General features: G+C 63.6%; 13 protein-coding genes. 7 read left to right on the top strand and 6 right to left on the bottom strand.

From position 1 onward, the window contains the following. From GVL04_RS14290 to GVL04_RS14270, 5 genes are read right to left on the bottom strand one after another with little or no spacing between them, the layout of a single operon-like run. Complete coding sequence (locus tag GVL04_RS14290) at positions 1-372, bottom strand: cupin domain-containing protein (RefSeq protein WP_159705707.1); 372 nt, start codon at positions 370-372, stop codon at positions 1-3. Positions 373-374: 2 nt separating this feature from the next. Beyond that, entirely contained in the window at positions 375-1,847 is a 1,473-nt protein-coding gene (locus GVL04_RS14285; protein ID WP_159705705.1) for a 4-hydroxyphenylacetate 3-hydroxylase family protein, read from the bottom strand. After that, the gene (locus GVL04_RS14280) at positions 1,844-2,530 is read right to left on the bottom strand and encodes a DUF2848 family protein (protein ID WP_159705703.1); all 687 of its coding nucleotides are present in this window, start codon (positions 2,528-2,530) and stop codon (positions 1,844-1,846) included. The genes GVL04_RS14285 and GVL04_RS14280 overlap by 4 nt, the downstream gene beginning before the upstream one ends. Before the next feature lie 36 nt (positions 2,531-2,566). Continuing rightward, entirely contained in the window at positions 2,567-3,361 is a 795-nt protein-coding gene (locus GVL04_RS14275) for a carbon-nitrogen family hydrolase (protein WP_159705701.1), read from the bottom strand. Next, positions 3,358-4,719 carry an MFS transporter gene (locus GVL04_RS14270; RefSeq protein ID WP_159705699.1) on the bottom strand — a complete coding sequence of 454 codons (1,362 nt, stop codon included), beginning with the start codon at positions 4,717-4,719 and terminating at the stop codon, positions 3,358-3,360. The genes GVL04_RS14275 and GVL04_RS14270 overlap by 4 nt, the downstream gene beginning before the upstream one ends. Before the next feature lie 221 nt (positions 4,720-4,940). Between GVL04_RS14270 and GVL04_RS14265 the strand changes: the two genes are divergently transcribed. Next, a complete protein-coding gene (locus GVL04_RS14265) occupies positions 4,941-5,582 on the top strand; it encodes a GntR family transcriptional regulator (protein WP_159705697.1) in 642 nt (213 codons plus the stop codon). Here the strand turns inward: GVL04_RS14265 and GVL04_RS14260 are convergent. After that, entirely contained in the window at positions 5,579-5,872 is a 294-nt protein-coding gene (locus tag GVL04_RS14260; protein WP_159705695.1) for a DUF503 domain-containing protein, read from the bottom strand. The genes GVL04_RS14265 and GVL04_RS14260 overlap by 4 nt on opposite strands. Before the next feature lie 162 nt (positions 5,873-6,034). Here GVL04_RS14260 and GVL04_RS14255 point away from each other — a divergent pair, with 162 nt between their 5' ends. From GVL04_RS14255 to GVL04_RS14230, 6 genes are all read left to right on the top strand, one after another. After that, on the top strand, positions 6,035-8,068 hold the full coding sequence (locus GVL04_RS14255; protein WP_159705693.1) for a cellulose biosynthesis cyclic di-GMP-binding regulatory protein BcsB: 2,034 nt from the start codon (positions 6,035-6,037) through the stop codon (positions 8,066-8,068). Then, complete coding sequence (locus tag GVL04_RS14250; protein WP_159705691.1) at positions 8,058-9,752, top strand: glycosyltransferase family 39 protein; 1,695 nt, start codon at positions 8,058-8,060, stop codon at positions 9,750-9,752. Before GVL04_RS14255 ends, GVL04_RS14250 begins: the two co-directional genes overlap by 11 nt. Further along, complete coding sequence (locus GVL04_RS14245; RefSeq protein WP_159705689.1) at positions 9,749-11,707, top strand: glycosyltransferase; 1,959 nt, start codon at positions 9,749-9,751, stop codon at positions 11,705-11,707. The genes GVL04_RS14250 and GVL04_RS14245 overlap by 4 nt, the downstream gene beginning before the upstream one ends. A 126-nt stretch (positions 11,708-11,833) precedes the next feature. Continuing rightward, complete coding sequence (locus tag GVL04_RS14240; RefSeq protein ID WP_159705687.1) at positions 11,834-13,012, top strand: GGDEF domain-containing protein; 1,179 nt, start codon at positions 11,834-11,836, stop codon at positions 13,010-13,012. Next, positions 13,009-13,512, top strand: a complete 504-nt coding sequence (locus tag GVL04_RS14235; RefSeq protein WP_159705685.1) for a hypothetical protein — start codon at positions 13,009-13,011, stop codon at positions 13,510-13,512. The genes GVL04_RS14240 and GVL04_RS14235 overlap by 4 nt, the downstream gene beginning before the upstream one ends. Beyond that, a complete protein-coding gene (locus GVL04_RS14230; RefSeq protein ID WP_159705683.1) occupies positions 13,509-14,930 on the top strand; it encodes a bifunctional diguanylate cyclase/phosphodiesterase in 1,422 nt (473 codons plus the stop codon). The genes GVL04_RS14235 and GVL04_RS14230 overlap by 4 nt, the downstream gene beginning before the upstream one ends. The last annotated feature ends 23 nt before the right edge of the window (positions 14,931-14,953 follow it).

The following is a 14,953-nucleotide window of genomic DNA, read 5'->3' as shown; positions in this document are numbered from 1 at the left end:
TCAGTTACTCCGCTCCTCTTGTACCGGATCCGTGTAGTACCGGACCTCGAACATCCTGGCGCCGTTCTCCGAAACCCACGGACCGTGTTCCATCCCCGGAGGGCGTGTAGCCCAGTCGCCGGCTTTGAAGGTCCTTCCGAGACGCTGGTCCACGAACGAGCCCTCGAAAATGAAGACTTCTTCCCAGAAATCGTGCGTCAGGACGCCGTTGGGGGAGGTATCCGTGCCCGGCTCGAACTTGAGGATCCGGGTGACGCTGTCGTTGTGCGAGTCCCGGGCGAGGATGGCCTCGGACAGGCCCTCGATGTGCGGGTTGCAGGGGGCGAAATCCACCGAGGAAACGGGAGTGAACTCGAATTCGGGCTTTGCCATGATCAGATCCCCTCCGATTCGCTGGTGCTCTGGATGCTGTAAGACCCCAGGAACGTGTCCAGCTCCGCGACCAATGCGTCGTAGCCGTAGTTCCTGTACGTGTAGGCGCCGCGGACCACGAACGGGGCACCGGCGTAGAACATTTCGTACTGCTGGTGACGGCCGGCGAACTCGGAGCCGATGATGTCCCAGGCGAGCTTGAACAGTTTCACGCGCTCCTCACTGGTAACGCCGGGGGACTGGACGTAGCGTTCCATGTCCGGACGGGTCACGCTGCTGGTCATGTCCGCGATGCTGGACGGAAGCTGCAGTACGCCGCCGCCCACCAGGTCGCGGAGGATGGAGATCACGCGGGGGTAGGTTTCGGACTGCAGGCCCATGGCCCCGTAAAGTGCGCTCTTGCCCGGAACCCTCATGCCGGCGTCGTCCGTTGTTGCCGTGTATTCGGCGGCCAGGACGGCGGACTCAACGGACTGCACAATGGCGGCGAGCTCGCCGAGCTTCTCCTGGACGCCCGGGATCTTGTCCGTGCCGTTCACCTGCGTGACTTTGCGGGCCACGGAAGCAATGAACTTCAGCTTGGTGGAGAACCGGATCTGGGCCTGCCAGTTACCCAGGGCATGGGCGCCGGTGTCGAAGAACTGGCGGCGCAGGGTGTCGATGTTCCGGTTGATGAACACGCGGTCCCAGGGGATGAGCACGTCATCGAAGACAACCAACGCGTCAGGCTCGTCGTAGTGGCTGGTGAGCGGGTAGTCGAAGTCGCTGGTCGCGGCAGGGGCGAACGGACGGCGGCAGTAAAGCTTCAGGCCGTCAGTGGCCACGGGGATGGCGAAGCTGACGGCAAAGTCCACGTCGTCCGGGCCCAGTGGCTTGATGCAGGTGACAAAAACTTCGTCGGCGATCGCGGCACCGGTGGCGAGCATCTGCGAACCGCGGACAATGATGCCCTCCTCGGTTTCACGCACGACGCCGACCTGCAGGTATTCGCCCTCCCAACCTGAGGCTGTGGTTGCGCGGGAAACCTGCGGGGGAATGATCGCGTAGGAAAGATACAGGTTCTCGGACAGGATCTTCTTGTAGTAGCGCTCCACGTTGCCGGCGTAGTCCCGCTCATCATTCTTGAAGACGTCCGGGTGGGAACCGAACGCGGCGAAGAAGGTGCCAACATGGTCGGGGCTCCGGCCCACCCAGCCGTGGGTGTGCTTGGCCCACTTCTCGATGGCCTGGCGACGCAGGACGAGTTCCTCCTGCGTGCGGGGAGCCGCGAAGGTGCGGTTGGCCGGGCCGTCGATTTCCTCGGAATGGAACTGCATTCCGTTGGCGGGGTCGGCCGCGATGTCGAACAGTTCGGACATGGTCCGGGCAACCTTCGCGAAGGCCGGGTGTTCCAGGACGTTGCCGACTACCTCGCCATCGAGGATCACTGTCCGGCCGTCGTTCAGGGACTTCAAATACTGCTTACCGGTTCTCATCGAAGTGAGCCTTTCTTGATTTTGTAGTTATGTTCGATTGTGGTCCCATTCGGGAAGGAGAGCTCCAACTTCCAGGAAGTTCCATCAACGAACTTCCCGTCCAACAGCGGCAGGGTGCCGCCGAGGCACATGAAGTCGGCGTCACCGATGTCGGTCCGGGCCAAAAGGCGCTCGACGACGTCGGCTGGCCTGCGCAGGCCGCTCAGCGAACCCTCTTGGTACAGTTCCCCGTCCACCCATGAGCGGGCGGTGCAGCTGTCGAGGTCGAGATCCGCCAGGGATTCGACGGCGATGACCTCACCGGCGACGGGCTTGGGGCAGGCACGCTTGGAGTCTCCGATGTCCCGGGCCTCGATGTCGCGGTCTGTGTGGTCCGAGCCGATGCCCAGATAGTAGTGGCCGTCGTGGCGGATGTAGAGGGGTTCGATCTCGCCTGAGGTCAGGTTCTCCGAGGTGTCGTGCTCGCCGGAGGTCTCGAACAGGTCCGAATCCATGCGGTAGAACATGGGAACCTCCGGTGGCGGAGCAACTCCGATGGCTGCGAGCTCATCGATATGGTGCTGGACTGCTTTCGGATCCCGGCCTGTGTAGCCGGCCACCACTGCGTGGAAATCCGTGACCACGATGGTCCTGTCTGTGCCCACCACCCGGAAGGTGAGTGGGACTTGCCTTGTTGTTTCCATTCCGTCTCCTTGGATGGCTTCTAAACGGTCTTGGGTCTAAACGGTGAGTGTGTCGTAGGCGGGGAGTCGGTCCCCGATGACAGGGAATTCCTTGCGGACGGTGCTCACCTGCTGCGGATCGATGTCCACCATGAGTACCGACTCGCCCGCGTCTGCCTCGGCGATGACGTTGCCCGCCGGATCCACCACCCTGCTGTGCCCGCCGAGTTCCACGCCCTCCTGGTTGCCGGCGGCGTTGCAGGCAATCACGAAGATCTGGTGTTCCACCGCACGGGCGGTGGTGAGCAGGCGCCAGTGCTCCCGCCGGGCGGCGGGCCAGGCTGCGGGGACGATCACGATCTCCGCACCCCGGTCGCTTAGCTCCATCCACAATCCGGGGAAGCGGAGGTCGTAGCAGGTGATGCCGGAAACTGCACCGAACGGCAGCCGGGCCACGGGGAGTGAGGAGCCTGCCGTGAGGAGGCTTGCCTCCTTGGACTTGTACCCGAAGACGTGGATCTTCCGGTAGGTGTGGACCACGCTCCCGTCCGGTCCCAGCAGGATGGAGGTGTTGCTGAGTCGACCATCCTCGCCGGCCTCGATGATGCTGCCGAGGTGAAGATGGACACCCAGGTCGGCGGCTACCCGGGAACACATGGATACCGTTGGGCCGGTGAGTGTTTCTGCCAGCGCCTCATATGCGTCGAAGTGGAAGTAGCCGGCGCTCCACAGTTCCGGCAGGACGATCAGTTCGGCGCCGTTGATGCCTCGAAGGATCGCTTCCACGCGGTCAATCCGGTCTGCACGGGTTTCGGTGTCCGGGCTTGCCACCTGGACGAGTGCGATTTTCATGCTTGTTCCTTGCTTGCAGGGGTGGGCTCGTCCAGGTCGCTGAGCTTCAGGCCCTTGGTTTCCTTGGCGAACATCACCGAGACCATGGAGATCAAGCCCATGGCTGCCAGGTAGATGCCGATGGCGTAGCCGGTGCCGAAGGCGCTGTAGAGGGCCAGGGCAATGATGGGGGACAACGATCCTGCGATCAGTGAGGCCAGGTTGTAGGCGACGGAGGTGCCGCTGTACCGGACATCCGTGGGGAAGAGCTCGGAGAAGAAGGCGCCGATCACTGAGCTGTACGCCGCGAAGATCAGGAGCCCGCCAACAGCGGCGGCAATGATGCCCCAAACCTGCCCGGTGTTCAGCAGGAAGAAGAAGGCGAAGGCCCACACCATGGTGGCAATCGAAGCGCCAATCAGGATTGGCTTCCGGCCCACCTTGTCCGCGTACAGCGCCAGGATGGGAATTGCTACGATGGCCACACCCTGGCCGATCATGACGGCGGTGAGGCCTGTCTGCCTCTGCAGCCCCATGATTTGGGTGACGTAGGTGATGATGAACAGCGAATAGATGTAGAAGCCTGCGTTCTCGCCCATCCGGCTGCCGGTGGCGATGAGGATTTCGCGCCAGTTGCGGCGGAACAGAATGGCCAGCGGCATCTTCCGTTCCTTGTTGCCTTCGGCTTCGCGCTTCCGCTGTGCTTCCTTGAACAGCGGGGTTTCCTGGACGTAGAGCCGCAGGACGAGGCCAATGACCACCAGCAGGGCAGACAATCCGAACGCGATGCGCCAGCCCCATGCCAGGAACTCGCTCTCCGGCATGGTGGCGGCGAGGATGGCCAGGACGCCGGCAGCCATCAGGTTGCCCAGCGGCGGGCCCATGTTGGGCCAGGAAGCCCAGAACGCGCGCCGGGCGCTTTCGTTGCTGTGCTCGGAGACGAGGAGGACGGCGCCGCCCCATTCGCCGCCGAGGGCAAATCCCTGAATCAAGCGGAGCAGCAGGAGGAGCAGGGGCGCTGCAAGCCCGATCGCTGCGTACGACGGGATGAAGGCAATGAGTGTGGTGGCGACACCCATGAGCATCAGGCTGGCAACAAGGGTGGCACGCCGGCCATGCTTATCGCCCAGGTGACCCAGGACTATGGCGCCGATGGGGCGTGCCAGGAAGCCGGCCGCGAACGTTCCAAGTGCCAGCATGGTCCCTACCAGGGGATCGTCGGTAGGGAAGTAGAGCTTGTTGAATACCAACGCTGCGGCAGTGCCGTAGAGGAAGAAGTCGTACCATTCGACAGCCGTACCGGCCAGGCTCGAAGCAGCCACCACGGGCAGGCTGGAGTGCTTCTGCTGCCTCAGTTCTGCTTTCTTCAAATCGGTCATTGTGGGGATCCTTTGCGAGTGGGAGCCGCGGAGCCTCAGTTGAATCGGGCGGCCGGGTTCCCAGGAAAATTTGGGTATTTCCGATGCGTGAGCGGAGTCACTGAACAACACTGTAGACGGGTTGTATACAACCTGTCTATATTTGAAGAAGAAGTTTTCAGGCACGTCCCGAACAGTCCTGAATGCAACTCGTATACTGGGCTACGCGAGAAAGGCTCTGCATGATCCAGATGACCCCCGCTGCACAGTCGCAGCCAGAAGTGGCCTACCAGTGGATGAAAAGCTACATCGCAGCCCTGCCCCGGGAGGAAGAAACTTTCCTGAACGAGGGAGTCCTTGCCAAAACCACAGGTACCTCACGAACCCCCGTGCGTGAGGCACTGCTGCGCCTTGAAGCCGAAGGATTCGTCAAGAGGATCCCGCACAAAGGCGCTTACGTGCCACCCATCTCCGACCCCGACGTCCGCGCCATCCTGCAAGCCCGGTCCGTCGTGGAGAAGTGGGCCGTCTCGGCAGTGGAAACCATGATTGACGCCCAGATCGATGCCTTCCAGAACGTCATTGACCAGCAACAGGAAGCCCGGGACGATCCCGCCAGGTTCATCGAGCTGGACACGGAGTTCCACACCCTCATGGTCCGTGCCGGCGGCAACCCCGTACTCGCCGACTTCTACGCATCGCTCCGGCAAAAACAACTCAGGATCGGCGTCAAAGCCGTCACCCAGGGCACCGATCGTGCCGGAGACGTCCTGCGGGAACACCAATTGATTGTTGACGCGCTCCGCAGCCGAAGCCTGGACGCAGCGCACAAAGCCATCGACGCGCACCTGGATTCCACCCGACTGGCAGTCATCGGGTACTAGTCCTCGCTATGCAGCTCCCGTTGCCGTGCGCTGAGCAGCTCAAACTCCGGCCGGGCAGCCACGAACCGTTCGACGGCGTCGAGCACCTGCTGAAGGTGGGCGTGGTCCGGGGCCACCAACGCGGCTCCAATCAACGCGCGCCGATGCTGATCCTGCAGCCCGGTCTCGGCAGCTGACACGTCGAACCGCCGCTTCAGCTCAGCCACGAGGGGACGCACCATGGAGCGTTTCTCCTTGAGGCTATGGACATCGCCCAAAAGGACATCGAATTCAACCCAGCCGATCCACATGGTTCATTATCACCGCAGGTCAACGGCGGGAGGGCGAAGTGGTCTTGAGCGAATCTTGAGCCAACTCAGCAACGGGCCTTGAGTTCCGTTCGGCAGTGTCTATGAGGTTGGCCTTAATCGGCTGACGGACTCATTCGCTGCTAGTTACTCAGGACTGACATCGTGACCCAAACCCCTGCCAGACCACGCCCGCGCCTCCAAACCAGACCCCACCCGGTCCGGATCCTGCTCGCCTCTGCCGCAACCCTGGCGCTGGCCGCTGCCACCGCGCCGGCAGCAACCGCTGCACCTGCACCCGCCCAGGGATCGGCGCGGCAGACCTCATCGAGCGTTTCGGCGCTCGCCGGCCAAGCAGAGCAGATGGTGGTGGTGCCAGTGACGGCCGGCTTGGAACCCACCCGGGTGAAGGGGACAATCGCGGTGTCGGGGAAGCCTGAGGGGACGGTCCGCGCGACGGTCAACGGCCGGGTCATCCTCGAAAGCACCGCAGCGGCCACTGTTCCCCTCGACGAAGCAGTCAGCAGCGCCGACGTTGTTGGCCAGCAACTCTCCGTGGGGCTGCAATTCATACCGGCCACGCAAACCATGTGCGCCCTGTCCAACTCAACGGCAACGCTCAGCAATCTGTCGGTCGACTTCAGCGGAACCGCCAAGGCTCCCACAACCGTTGGCGAGTTCTTCCCGGCGTCCGTGCCCGCCGTCGTACTTCCCGTCCCCGCGGATCCCGGAGCAGACGTTTCCGCGGCCATCATGACCGCGTCGGCCGCCATGGCCCACCGCTACCCCGAGGCCAGCGTCAGCGTGGTTCCGGACGCTGAACTCGCGGCCCGCACGGCCGGCCTCCCGGCAGGGAGCCGGATAATCAGCGTCGTCGCCGATTCCGGGGCCACCAACACGCAGCTGACCGCTGCAGCCGGCCTTCCCCAACTCATCCTTAGCGGCCACGATGAAGAACTCCGCACCGCAGCCCGGGCGTTTGCCAGCGATAAGACGGCGCTCGCGGTGACTTCATCCGTCACCGGCCTTACGTCCGCGCTGCCTGCCGCTCCCGGACTGGTCCAGAGCCTCAAGGACCTCGGCAGCACCACGCTCAAACTTTCCGGCTACGGCACCCCGGAATCCTACGTCGGCGTCAGCCAGTCGCAGTTTGGCGGCCCGGTGTCCTCAGTGAAGGTCCAGCTCAAAGGCACGCACACGGCCGTCCCGGACAACGCCCAGGCGCAGCTCTCGGTCTTCTGGAACGACTACCTGCTCAGCTCCAAGAACCTCGACGGCGGTGACGCCTTCACGGTGGACGCTGAGGTTCCAGCGGGGCAACTGCAGGCGAAGAACGGCCTGCGGATCCGCCTGGCTGCGCTCCCGGCCGGCGGCGACTGCACCGGTCCTGCGGGTGTCATGCCCATGGAAGTGACCCTGGATACCGCTGGAAGCACCCTCACCGCCGTCCGCGGCGGTTCCACAAAGGCAGGCTTCGCACGCTTCCCCCAGGCCTTTGGACAGGGCGTACCCGTGGCATTCGGCGATGGCCATGCCCAGCCGAACACCGTCAATGCGGCCACGCTGGTGGCGTCCTTACAGCGTGACAGCGCCACGTTGCTGGACACCCGCGTTGTGGGTCTGGATACCTTGGCCAGTTCCAGCGAGTCCGGGCTGGTAGTGGGTGCCAGCGCAGAGGTGGCCAACAAGCTCTCGGCACCCCTGCGGTTGGCGGAGTTCCGCACCATCGCACCTGCCGACGTCGAATATGGCGTTGGCACCACGGCGCCGTTCGGTGTGTTGGAAGCGTTCGAGCAGGGTGGCCGCGATCTGCTGCTGCTCGGAGCGTGGGCGCCCGAGGGCGACGCAGCTGCGGCGTCTACGTTGCAGGCATCCCTGGCCTCCCATGTCAGTGGCGTTGAAGGCGGCTGGGCTTCCCTGTCCCGGAATCTCCTGGTGACCCAGCCCTCGGGAACCCCTGTCCTGCTGGAAAGCAACGTATTGGTTCCGCAGAAGGCTGTTACCGACGACTACCGGCCGTATGCCTGGTGGATCGGCGGAGCTGTCCTGGTGCTGGGACTGGCCTTCGCCCTCCGGACCGTGCTCGTGAGGCGCCGTGCCAAGGAAGCACAGGCGTACGTGGACGCTGAACAGGCGGCCAAGGAACCGGTAGAACCGGCAGATCCGGCCGAATCGGCAGAACAGGCCCATGGCAACTAGCGTCGCTACCCGGCACCGGGCTGCCCACCGGCAGCCGGCGCCGCGGTCCCTGACATTGCTGGTCCAGAGGGGTTGGGCCCGGCTCGGTGCCCCGGTGGTTGGTCGCAAGGTCCCGGGCACCAGGATTGTCGCGGTGGTTTCGCTGCTGGTGGGCTACGTCGCCTGCCTTTACACGATCGGCCACGGCACCAACCTGGATTACTCCGACGCCCAAAGCCACCTGACCATCGCCCGGCGTATTTTCGACAGCAAGGCGCCCGGCTTTGAACAGCTGGGCACCGTCTGGCTGCCCATGCCGCACCTGCTGCTGGCACCGTTCGTGCTGAACATGTGGTTGTTCAGCACGGGCTGGGCTGCAGGAATCCTGGGTGTCCTGGCGTTGTCTGCCACCGCCACCGGTTTGTACTTGATCGCCGCCCGCCTCGGATTGGGCAGGGCAGGGCGGCTGGCCGCCACTCTGGTGGTCCTGGCCAACCCGGCGGTCCTCTACGTTTACACCACGGCCTTGACCGAGCCGGTGCTCATCATGTGCATCGTGGGCGGCATGGCGGGCCTGGCGCATTGGGCCACCAGCCGGCGTCGAATGAGTGCCGGCGAGCTGGCAGTCTTCGCCGGGATTCCATCGGCGGCCGCGGTGCTTTCCCGTTACGAGGGCTGGGCGCTGGTGATGACCGGAACCCTGTTCGTCCTGATCGTGGCCAAACGCCGCACCGGCGCCTGGCGGGAGGCCTTCGTCATGGCCGGCGGCTATGTCATGATCCCTGCCGCGGCGGTGCTCTGGTGGATCTCCTACAACTGGGCCATCTACGGCAACCCGCTGGAGTTCATGTTTGGGCAATACTCCGCTTACGCGCAGCAAAAGAACATTACCGACGGCGGACTGTTGCCTACCAAGGGCAACCTGGGGCTCACGCTGACTACTTTCCACTGGTCGCTGCTGGAGACGGCCGGCGTCGTTGTCCTCGCTTTGGCGGCGTGCGGCGCCGTCGTGCTTGTCTTCAGGCGTGGCTTCGCCAACAGCACCTTGCTGGTGGCGGTGACCGGCAGCGCTTATGCGTTTGCGCTGCTGAGCCTGTTCCTGGGCCAGACCGCCATCAACAACGATCACTCGCTGCCGTCCACGTGGTGGAACAACCGCTTCGCGTTGACGGCCTTGCCGCTGGTGGCCATCCTGGTGGCCGTGTTCGTCGAAGAAATCACCCGGCCCGCACGGCACAGGCGTTGGCTGATCGGCGCCTTGCTGGCAGGACTCGTGGTGCAGAACGTGTGGTGGAGCGAGGACCCCTCGGGACGGCTTGCCGTGCTGGCGGAGGGCCGGATGTCGGCTGAGTCCACCACGAATTCCACGGCCGCGGCGCGCTGGCTCAACGAGCACTACGAGTCCGGCGGAATCCTGATGGACGAGAGCGCCCGTGGCAATGCGGTGCTTCCAGTGATGGGTATTCCGCTGAAGGAGATCTACAACCGCGCTTCCGGGGATTACTTCGGTCCGGCGCTGCAGGACCCTGCGACGTACGCAAAGTGGGTGTTCGTCAATGTTGAAGCGGGTACAGGAGCGCGGGACTCCGGGCCCACGGACCTGGTGTACCAGGCGATCGGCAAGAACCCGGCCTTCAACGTCCGCTACTCCGTTGCCTTTTCCACCCCCACTCACCGGATCTATGAAAGGTCCTCCGACCGATGACTTCCTCTTCACACCTTGCCGACGCCACGCTCAACCGGCAATCGATCGGCCAGACACTGCTCGCTGCCGGTTTGGTAACCCCGGAACAGTTGCAGCGGGCACTTGACCGGGCCGTGAGCGAAGGTGGATTGCTGGGCCGGCACCTCATCCTGGAAGCCGGCCTGGACCGGCGTCGGATTTATGAAGTCCTGGCTCAGCATTGGGAGGCGCCGCTGGTGGACCTGGTTGCCGAACCGGCTGATGACCGGCTGATGGAGATGCTCGGCTACAGCGGACTGGGTGAGCCGCGTTGGCTGCCATGGCGGATGGAGGGAGACCTCCTGACTGTTGCCACGGCGGTGGCTCCCTCGGCCGCCATCGCGCATGAGGCGGCCCTGACGTTCGGGGCCAGGGATGTCGTTTTCCGTACCACCACTGACTGGGACATCAACCAGTCGATCCAGCGTTCCTTCCGCCGCCACCTCCTCTACGAGTCCGCCGAGCGCCTTGCCGAGGAGCGGCCGGGAGAGTCCGCCCGCACCGCCCTGACACAATGGCAGCGCTACCTCCCGGTGGTCCTGCTCCTGGGAATCGTGGCGGCATTCGTGCTCTCGCCGCTGACTGCGATCATCGTGCTGTTGGCCGCTGCGAACATCGTGTTCCTGGTGAGCATCGGCTTCAAGACGCTGGCCAGCCTCCGCAGCCCTTTCGACCGGTTGCATGACGCCGCTGTGGCCAAAGCCAGGGACAGGGAGAGGGCAAGCCGCGGGTTGCCTCCCTTGGCGGAGGAACGGGTTCCCGACGGCGAACTGCCCGTCTACACCATCCTGGTGCCCGTGTTCCGGGAAGCCAACATCATCGACAAGCTGCTGACCAACCTCGGCCAGCTGGACTATCCACGGTCCAAGTTGGACGTCCTGGTTCTCCTGGAAGAGGACGACGCCGAGACCATCGCCGCAGCGAAAGCCTCACGGCCGCCGGAGTATGTCCGCATCCTCATCGTGCCCAAGGGTGATCCCCAGACCAAGCCCAGGGCCTGCAATTACGGGCTCACGTTCGCCCGTGGCGAGTATGTGGTCATTTACGACGCCGAGGACCGCCCGGACCCCGGCCAGCTCCGCGCATCCATAGCCGCGTTCAAGCAGGACGAATTCGAACGGGAGCACCTCAACCCCCAGCGCAAACCACTCATCTGCGTCCAGGCCGCGCTCAACTATTTCAATGCAGACCAAAACGTCCTCACCCGGATGTTCACCATCGAGTACACCCACTGGTTCGACTCGATGCTCCCTGGCCTGGACAACTCCGGAATCCCGCTGCCGCTGGGTGGCACGTCCAACCACTTTGTCACCGCACTGCTGAAGGAGGTCGGCGCGTGGGACCCGTGGAACGTCACTGAGGACGCCGACCTGGGCCTGCGGGCTGCCGTGGACGGATACCGCGTGGGCGTCATCAACTCCACCACGTGGGAGGAAGCTTGCTCCCAGGTGCCGGCATGGATCAAGCAACGCACGCGCTGGATCAAGGGCTACATGGTGACCTCGGCCGTCAATACGCGGAACACGTTGCGCTACATCAAGAGCACCGAGGTTGCCGGTGCCGTCGGATTCCTCGGCCTGATCCTGGGGACACCCTTGGCTTTCCTGGCCTACCCGCTGGTTGTGGGGTTCACCGTAGTGACGTACATCGGGTACGACATTGTCGGTTTGGTCCTGCCCGAATGGCTCCTGGTGGGAGGCGTGGTTTCCATGCTGTTCGGCAACGCCATGATGATTGTTGTCTCCGGGGTTGCCACCCTTCGTCGCCACGGATGGCGGATCGCGATCTTCGCCCTGCTCAACCCGTTCTATTGGGTGCTGCACTCAGTGGCTGCCTGGCGGGCGGCATGGCAGATGCTCACCAGCCCGCACAAGTGGGAGAAAACGCCGCACGGGCTGGAGGCGGAATATCACGACGACGGCCACTGGACTGCCTAGGGAAACGCGCCTTGGGGGGAGTGCAGCTGATCTTGAGCAAATCTTGAGCAAATGCCGCATCGGGATTGAGTAAGCCCCGAGACACTGAACTCAAAGCCGAAGGATGACCAGCTGAGGGGGTTGGACATGGTGCTCGATGCGTTTTCGGTAAGAGTTGCCCTGGGCGTGGTCACAGTGACCCTCTTGGTGCTGTTCTGTACCTCATTCCACCGCACGCGTTCGCCGTATGCAGGCTGGTGGAGCCTGGCCTTGCTGGAGTTCATGGTGGGCAATGCTGCTTTCCTCCTGAACGGCACCCCTCACCAACAGTGGGCCAATCCCGTGGGCAACGTCCTGGTGGTGGCGGGAGCATTCAGCGTTTGGGCTGGTGCGAAGACCCTCCGGGACCAGAAAGCGCCGCCGTGGCAGCTGGCCATTGGACCTGCCGTAACAGCTGTCGCTTCCGTCCTGGAGAGCCCCGCGAACAACGTGTGGTCCGGGGGTTTCGTGTACCTGGCCATGATGACCGTGGGTATTTCGTTGGCCGCCTATGATTTGTGGTTCATCAAGTCCTCGCACTCCCAGGTCCACAAGGCGCTGTCCATTGCCGCAGGCCTGTTGGCCGTCTACTACATGGGCCGCTGGATGGTTTATGCGCTGGAGGGACCGGCGAGCCACGCCTTCCGCACCTACTTTGGGCCCGGGCCTTCCGCTCTGATATCCATGGTGCTTCTGGTCACCGTGTCTTTCAGCATGACAGCGCTCACCAGCGATCAGCTCATCAGGGGTCTCAAGGAACGGGCAGCCCGGGATCACCTGACCGGCCTCCTAAACCGCGGAACCTTCCTGGACTTGGCCGGTACTGAACTGGACCGCCTGCACTCCACGGGATCCGGCGCGGCCGTAGTTCTGGCCGACCTGGACCACTTCAAAGCCGTCAATGACGAATATGGCCATGGTGCCGGAGACGTGGCCCTGCAAGCCTTCGCCGAAGCTTGCGGCGCCTCGGTCAGGTCCACGGACCTTATTGGACGCTACGGCGGCGAAGAATTCATCCTGTTCCTGCCCGGTGCCACGCAGGACCGTGCCGAAAGTATCGCAGCCGAAATCAGTCGCCGAATGGCAGCCGCGCCGGCGCCGGAGGGCGTCTCATTCCCGACCATCAGCTACGGAGTCACCTCCAGCATCCCTGCCGGCGCCGATCTGAATTTCATGATCGAGGTAGCGGACGCAGCCCTTTACAGCGCCAAAGCGCAAGGAAGAAACCGGATTGTAGGAGCTGACCGCCTCGAGGCGGCCATTATCGCGGATGAGGCACGATCATGACCTTCAACGAACTCACCACCAGGATCCAGATCCAGCACACCCAGGAGCTGTCCGCGTTCCGGCAGGACATCACCAGCGCTCCCTACATGGCGGGAACGCCCACGTCGCTGAACGCGGACCGCCGTTCGGTCAGGATGGGGCCAGTTCAGTCGGTGGAGGACGGAAATGCCAACCTGACCATCGTGGCCGACGTCGAAGGCCTCGCCTGGTTCACGGCGGACAAAGGCCTCCTGGGCAGCTGCATCACGGTGTCCATCGCGGGCCACCGCAGGAATACCGGCACCCGCGTCCACCTCCCGCTGGCAGAATGCGACGCTTGGATCGAGGCCATCCTCGGCGGATCCTGGATCACGCACGTGTACCGTGCCGGCAAGAAGGTGGAGTCTGACGGCAGGCTGGACATTGCCTCCTACAGGCTTTTCCTGGACGAGCGCCGCAATCCCGTGGCCAAACCGCAGGCTGTCGCCGACACCACGCTGCGCCGACTGGAAGAGTCGTGACCAGCACCAAGCCCCGAAGGCTGGTCTCAACTGACGGTGCCCGCATCGAAAAACTGGAACGGCATGTCCAAGCCCTGATGCAGGAGCTCCACCAAGCACGTTATGAGCAGCGACGGGAGGCGCTTACCGATGCTCTCACCGGGCTCGGCAACCGCGTGGCGTTGGCTGACGCCTTCATCGCAGCCCAGGATGCTGCTGCCAAGGGCTCCGCTCCGCCTGCGCTTCTCCTCCTGAACCTGGACAGTTTCAAAGCACTGAAGAACTCGGCCGGCCATGCAGCTGGTGACCAGGTTCTGGTCACCGTTGCGATGCGCATCCAGTCGGCCGTCCGGGAGAACGACGTCGTTACCCGCCTGGGTGGCGACGAATTCGCCGTGCTGTTGCCCGCCACGCCCCAAACGCGGGCCACCGCCGTCGGCAACCGCATCCTGGCCGCACTGGAACCCAACATCGATCTCGGGAACAATAGTGTCCGCTGCGGCGCGAGCATGGGCCTGCGGATCGCGGAGCCGCACCACACCATCGAGGACTTTCTCCAGGAAGCCGATTTTGCTGTCGATGAATCCAAAAGCGAGGGGCGTAACAAGCTCAAGGTGTTCGACCCCGCCACCCTGCACGCCCGTCAGCTTCAGCGGCAGATTGTGGGAGAACTTCGCGAAGCGATCCGTTCGGATCAGTTGGTTCTCTTCTACCAACCCATCGTGGAACTGGCGAATGGAAGACTAGAGGGCTGCGAGGCCCTGGTCCGCTGGAACCACCCCGTGCACGGCATCATCATGCCGGACCAGTTCATCCCTGTTGCGGAGGCTACAGGGCTCATCGCGGAGCTGGGCAGATGGGTCCTGCGCACCGCCGTGGGGCAGCTCCGGCATTGGCGGAACAATCCAGCCACCGCACACCATGACTTTTCCATGCGCATCAATGTTTCAGCCGCGGACCTTCAAAGCCTGGAATTCGTGGACGACGTCAGCGAAGCCCTGGCGGAGGAAAGCCTGCCTCCGGAATCGCTGGTCCTGGAGCTGACCGAGAGCGCCATCATCCAGAACAATGAGCTGGACCGATATACCTTGGCAAGCCTGCACCGGCTTGGCGTGGGCCTGGAGATTGACGACTTCGGTGCCGGATATTCGTCCATGGGTTACCTGCGGAAACTGCCCGTGGACCGGGTGAAAGTGGACCGGCAGTTCGTGAAGGACCTCGGGAAAGACCCTTCCCAGCTCAAGTTCCTGGCCGCCATCCAGGAGGTCATCCGATCGTGCGGGCTTGAGGGGGTTTGGGAAGGCATCGAGACCGCCGAGGAGGCAGAGGCACTGCGGAGCATCGGCTGCGCCAGCGGCCAGGGGTACTACTTCGGCAGGCCCTTGCCGGAGGCTGACTTCACGGCGCAGCTGGCCCGGCAGACTGTTTGGCCGGCTTAAACAAGCAACGCGGGGTCACTTAA

This window comes from Arthrobacter sp. 18067 (assembly GCF_902706295.1).
GTDB lineage: Bacteria > Actinomycetota > Actinomycetes > Actinomycetales > Micrococcaceae > Arthrobacter.
This window is presented reverse-complemented; position numbering and strand designations above follow the sequence as displayed.

What these genes read in the sequence shown, in the direction of transcription:
- GVL04_RS14290 (WP_159705707.1), bottom strand. Translation starts at nt 372, where the DNA reads ATGGCAAAGCCCGAATTCGAGTTCACTCCCGTTTCCTCGGTGGATTTC.
- GVL04_RS14285 (WP_159705705.1), bottom strand. Translation starts at nt 1,847, where the DNA reads ATGAGAACCGGTAAGCAGTATTTGAAGTCCCTGAACGACGGCCGGACA.
- GVL04_RS14280 (WP_159705703.1), bottom strand. Translation starts at nt 2,530, where the DNA reads ATGGAAACAACAAGGCAAGTCCCACTCACCTTCCGGGTGGTGGGCACA.
- GVL04_RS14275 (WP_159705701.1), bottom strand. Translation starts at nt 3,361, where the DNA reads ATGAAAATCGCACTCGTCCAGGTGGCAAGCCCGGACACCGAAACCCGT.
- GVL04_RS14270 (WP_159705699.1), bottom strand. Translation starts at nt 4,719, where the DNA reads ATGACCGATTTGAAGAAAGCAGAACTGAGGCAGCAGAAGCACTCCAGC.
- GVL04_RS14265 (WP_159705697.1), top strand. Translation starts at nt 4,941, where the DNA reads ATGATCCAGATGACCCCCGCTGCACAGTCGCAGCCAGAAGTGGCCTAC.
- GVL04_RS14260 (WP_159705695.1), bottom strand. Translation starts at nt 5,872, where the DNA reads ATGTGGATCGGCTGGGTTGAATTCGATGTCCTTTTGGGCGATGTCCAT.
- GVL04_RS14250 (WP_159705691.1), top strand. Translation starts at nt 8,058, where the DNA reads ATGGCAACTAGCGTCGCTACCCGGCACCGGGCTGCCCACCGGCAGCCG.
- GVL04_RS14245 (WP_159705689.1), top strand. Translation starts at nt 9,749, where the DNA reads ATGACTTCCTCTTCACACCTTGCCGACGCCACGCTCAACCGGCAATCG.
- GVL04_RS14240 (WP_159705687.1), top strand. Translation starts at nt 11,834, where the DNA reads ATGGTGCTCGATGCGTTTTCGGTAAGAGTTGCCCTGGGCGTGGTCACA.
- GVL04_RS14235 (WP_159705685.1), top strand. Translation starts at nt 13,009, where the DNA reads ATGACCTTCAACGAACTCACCACCAGGATCCAGATCCAGCACACCCAG.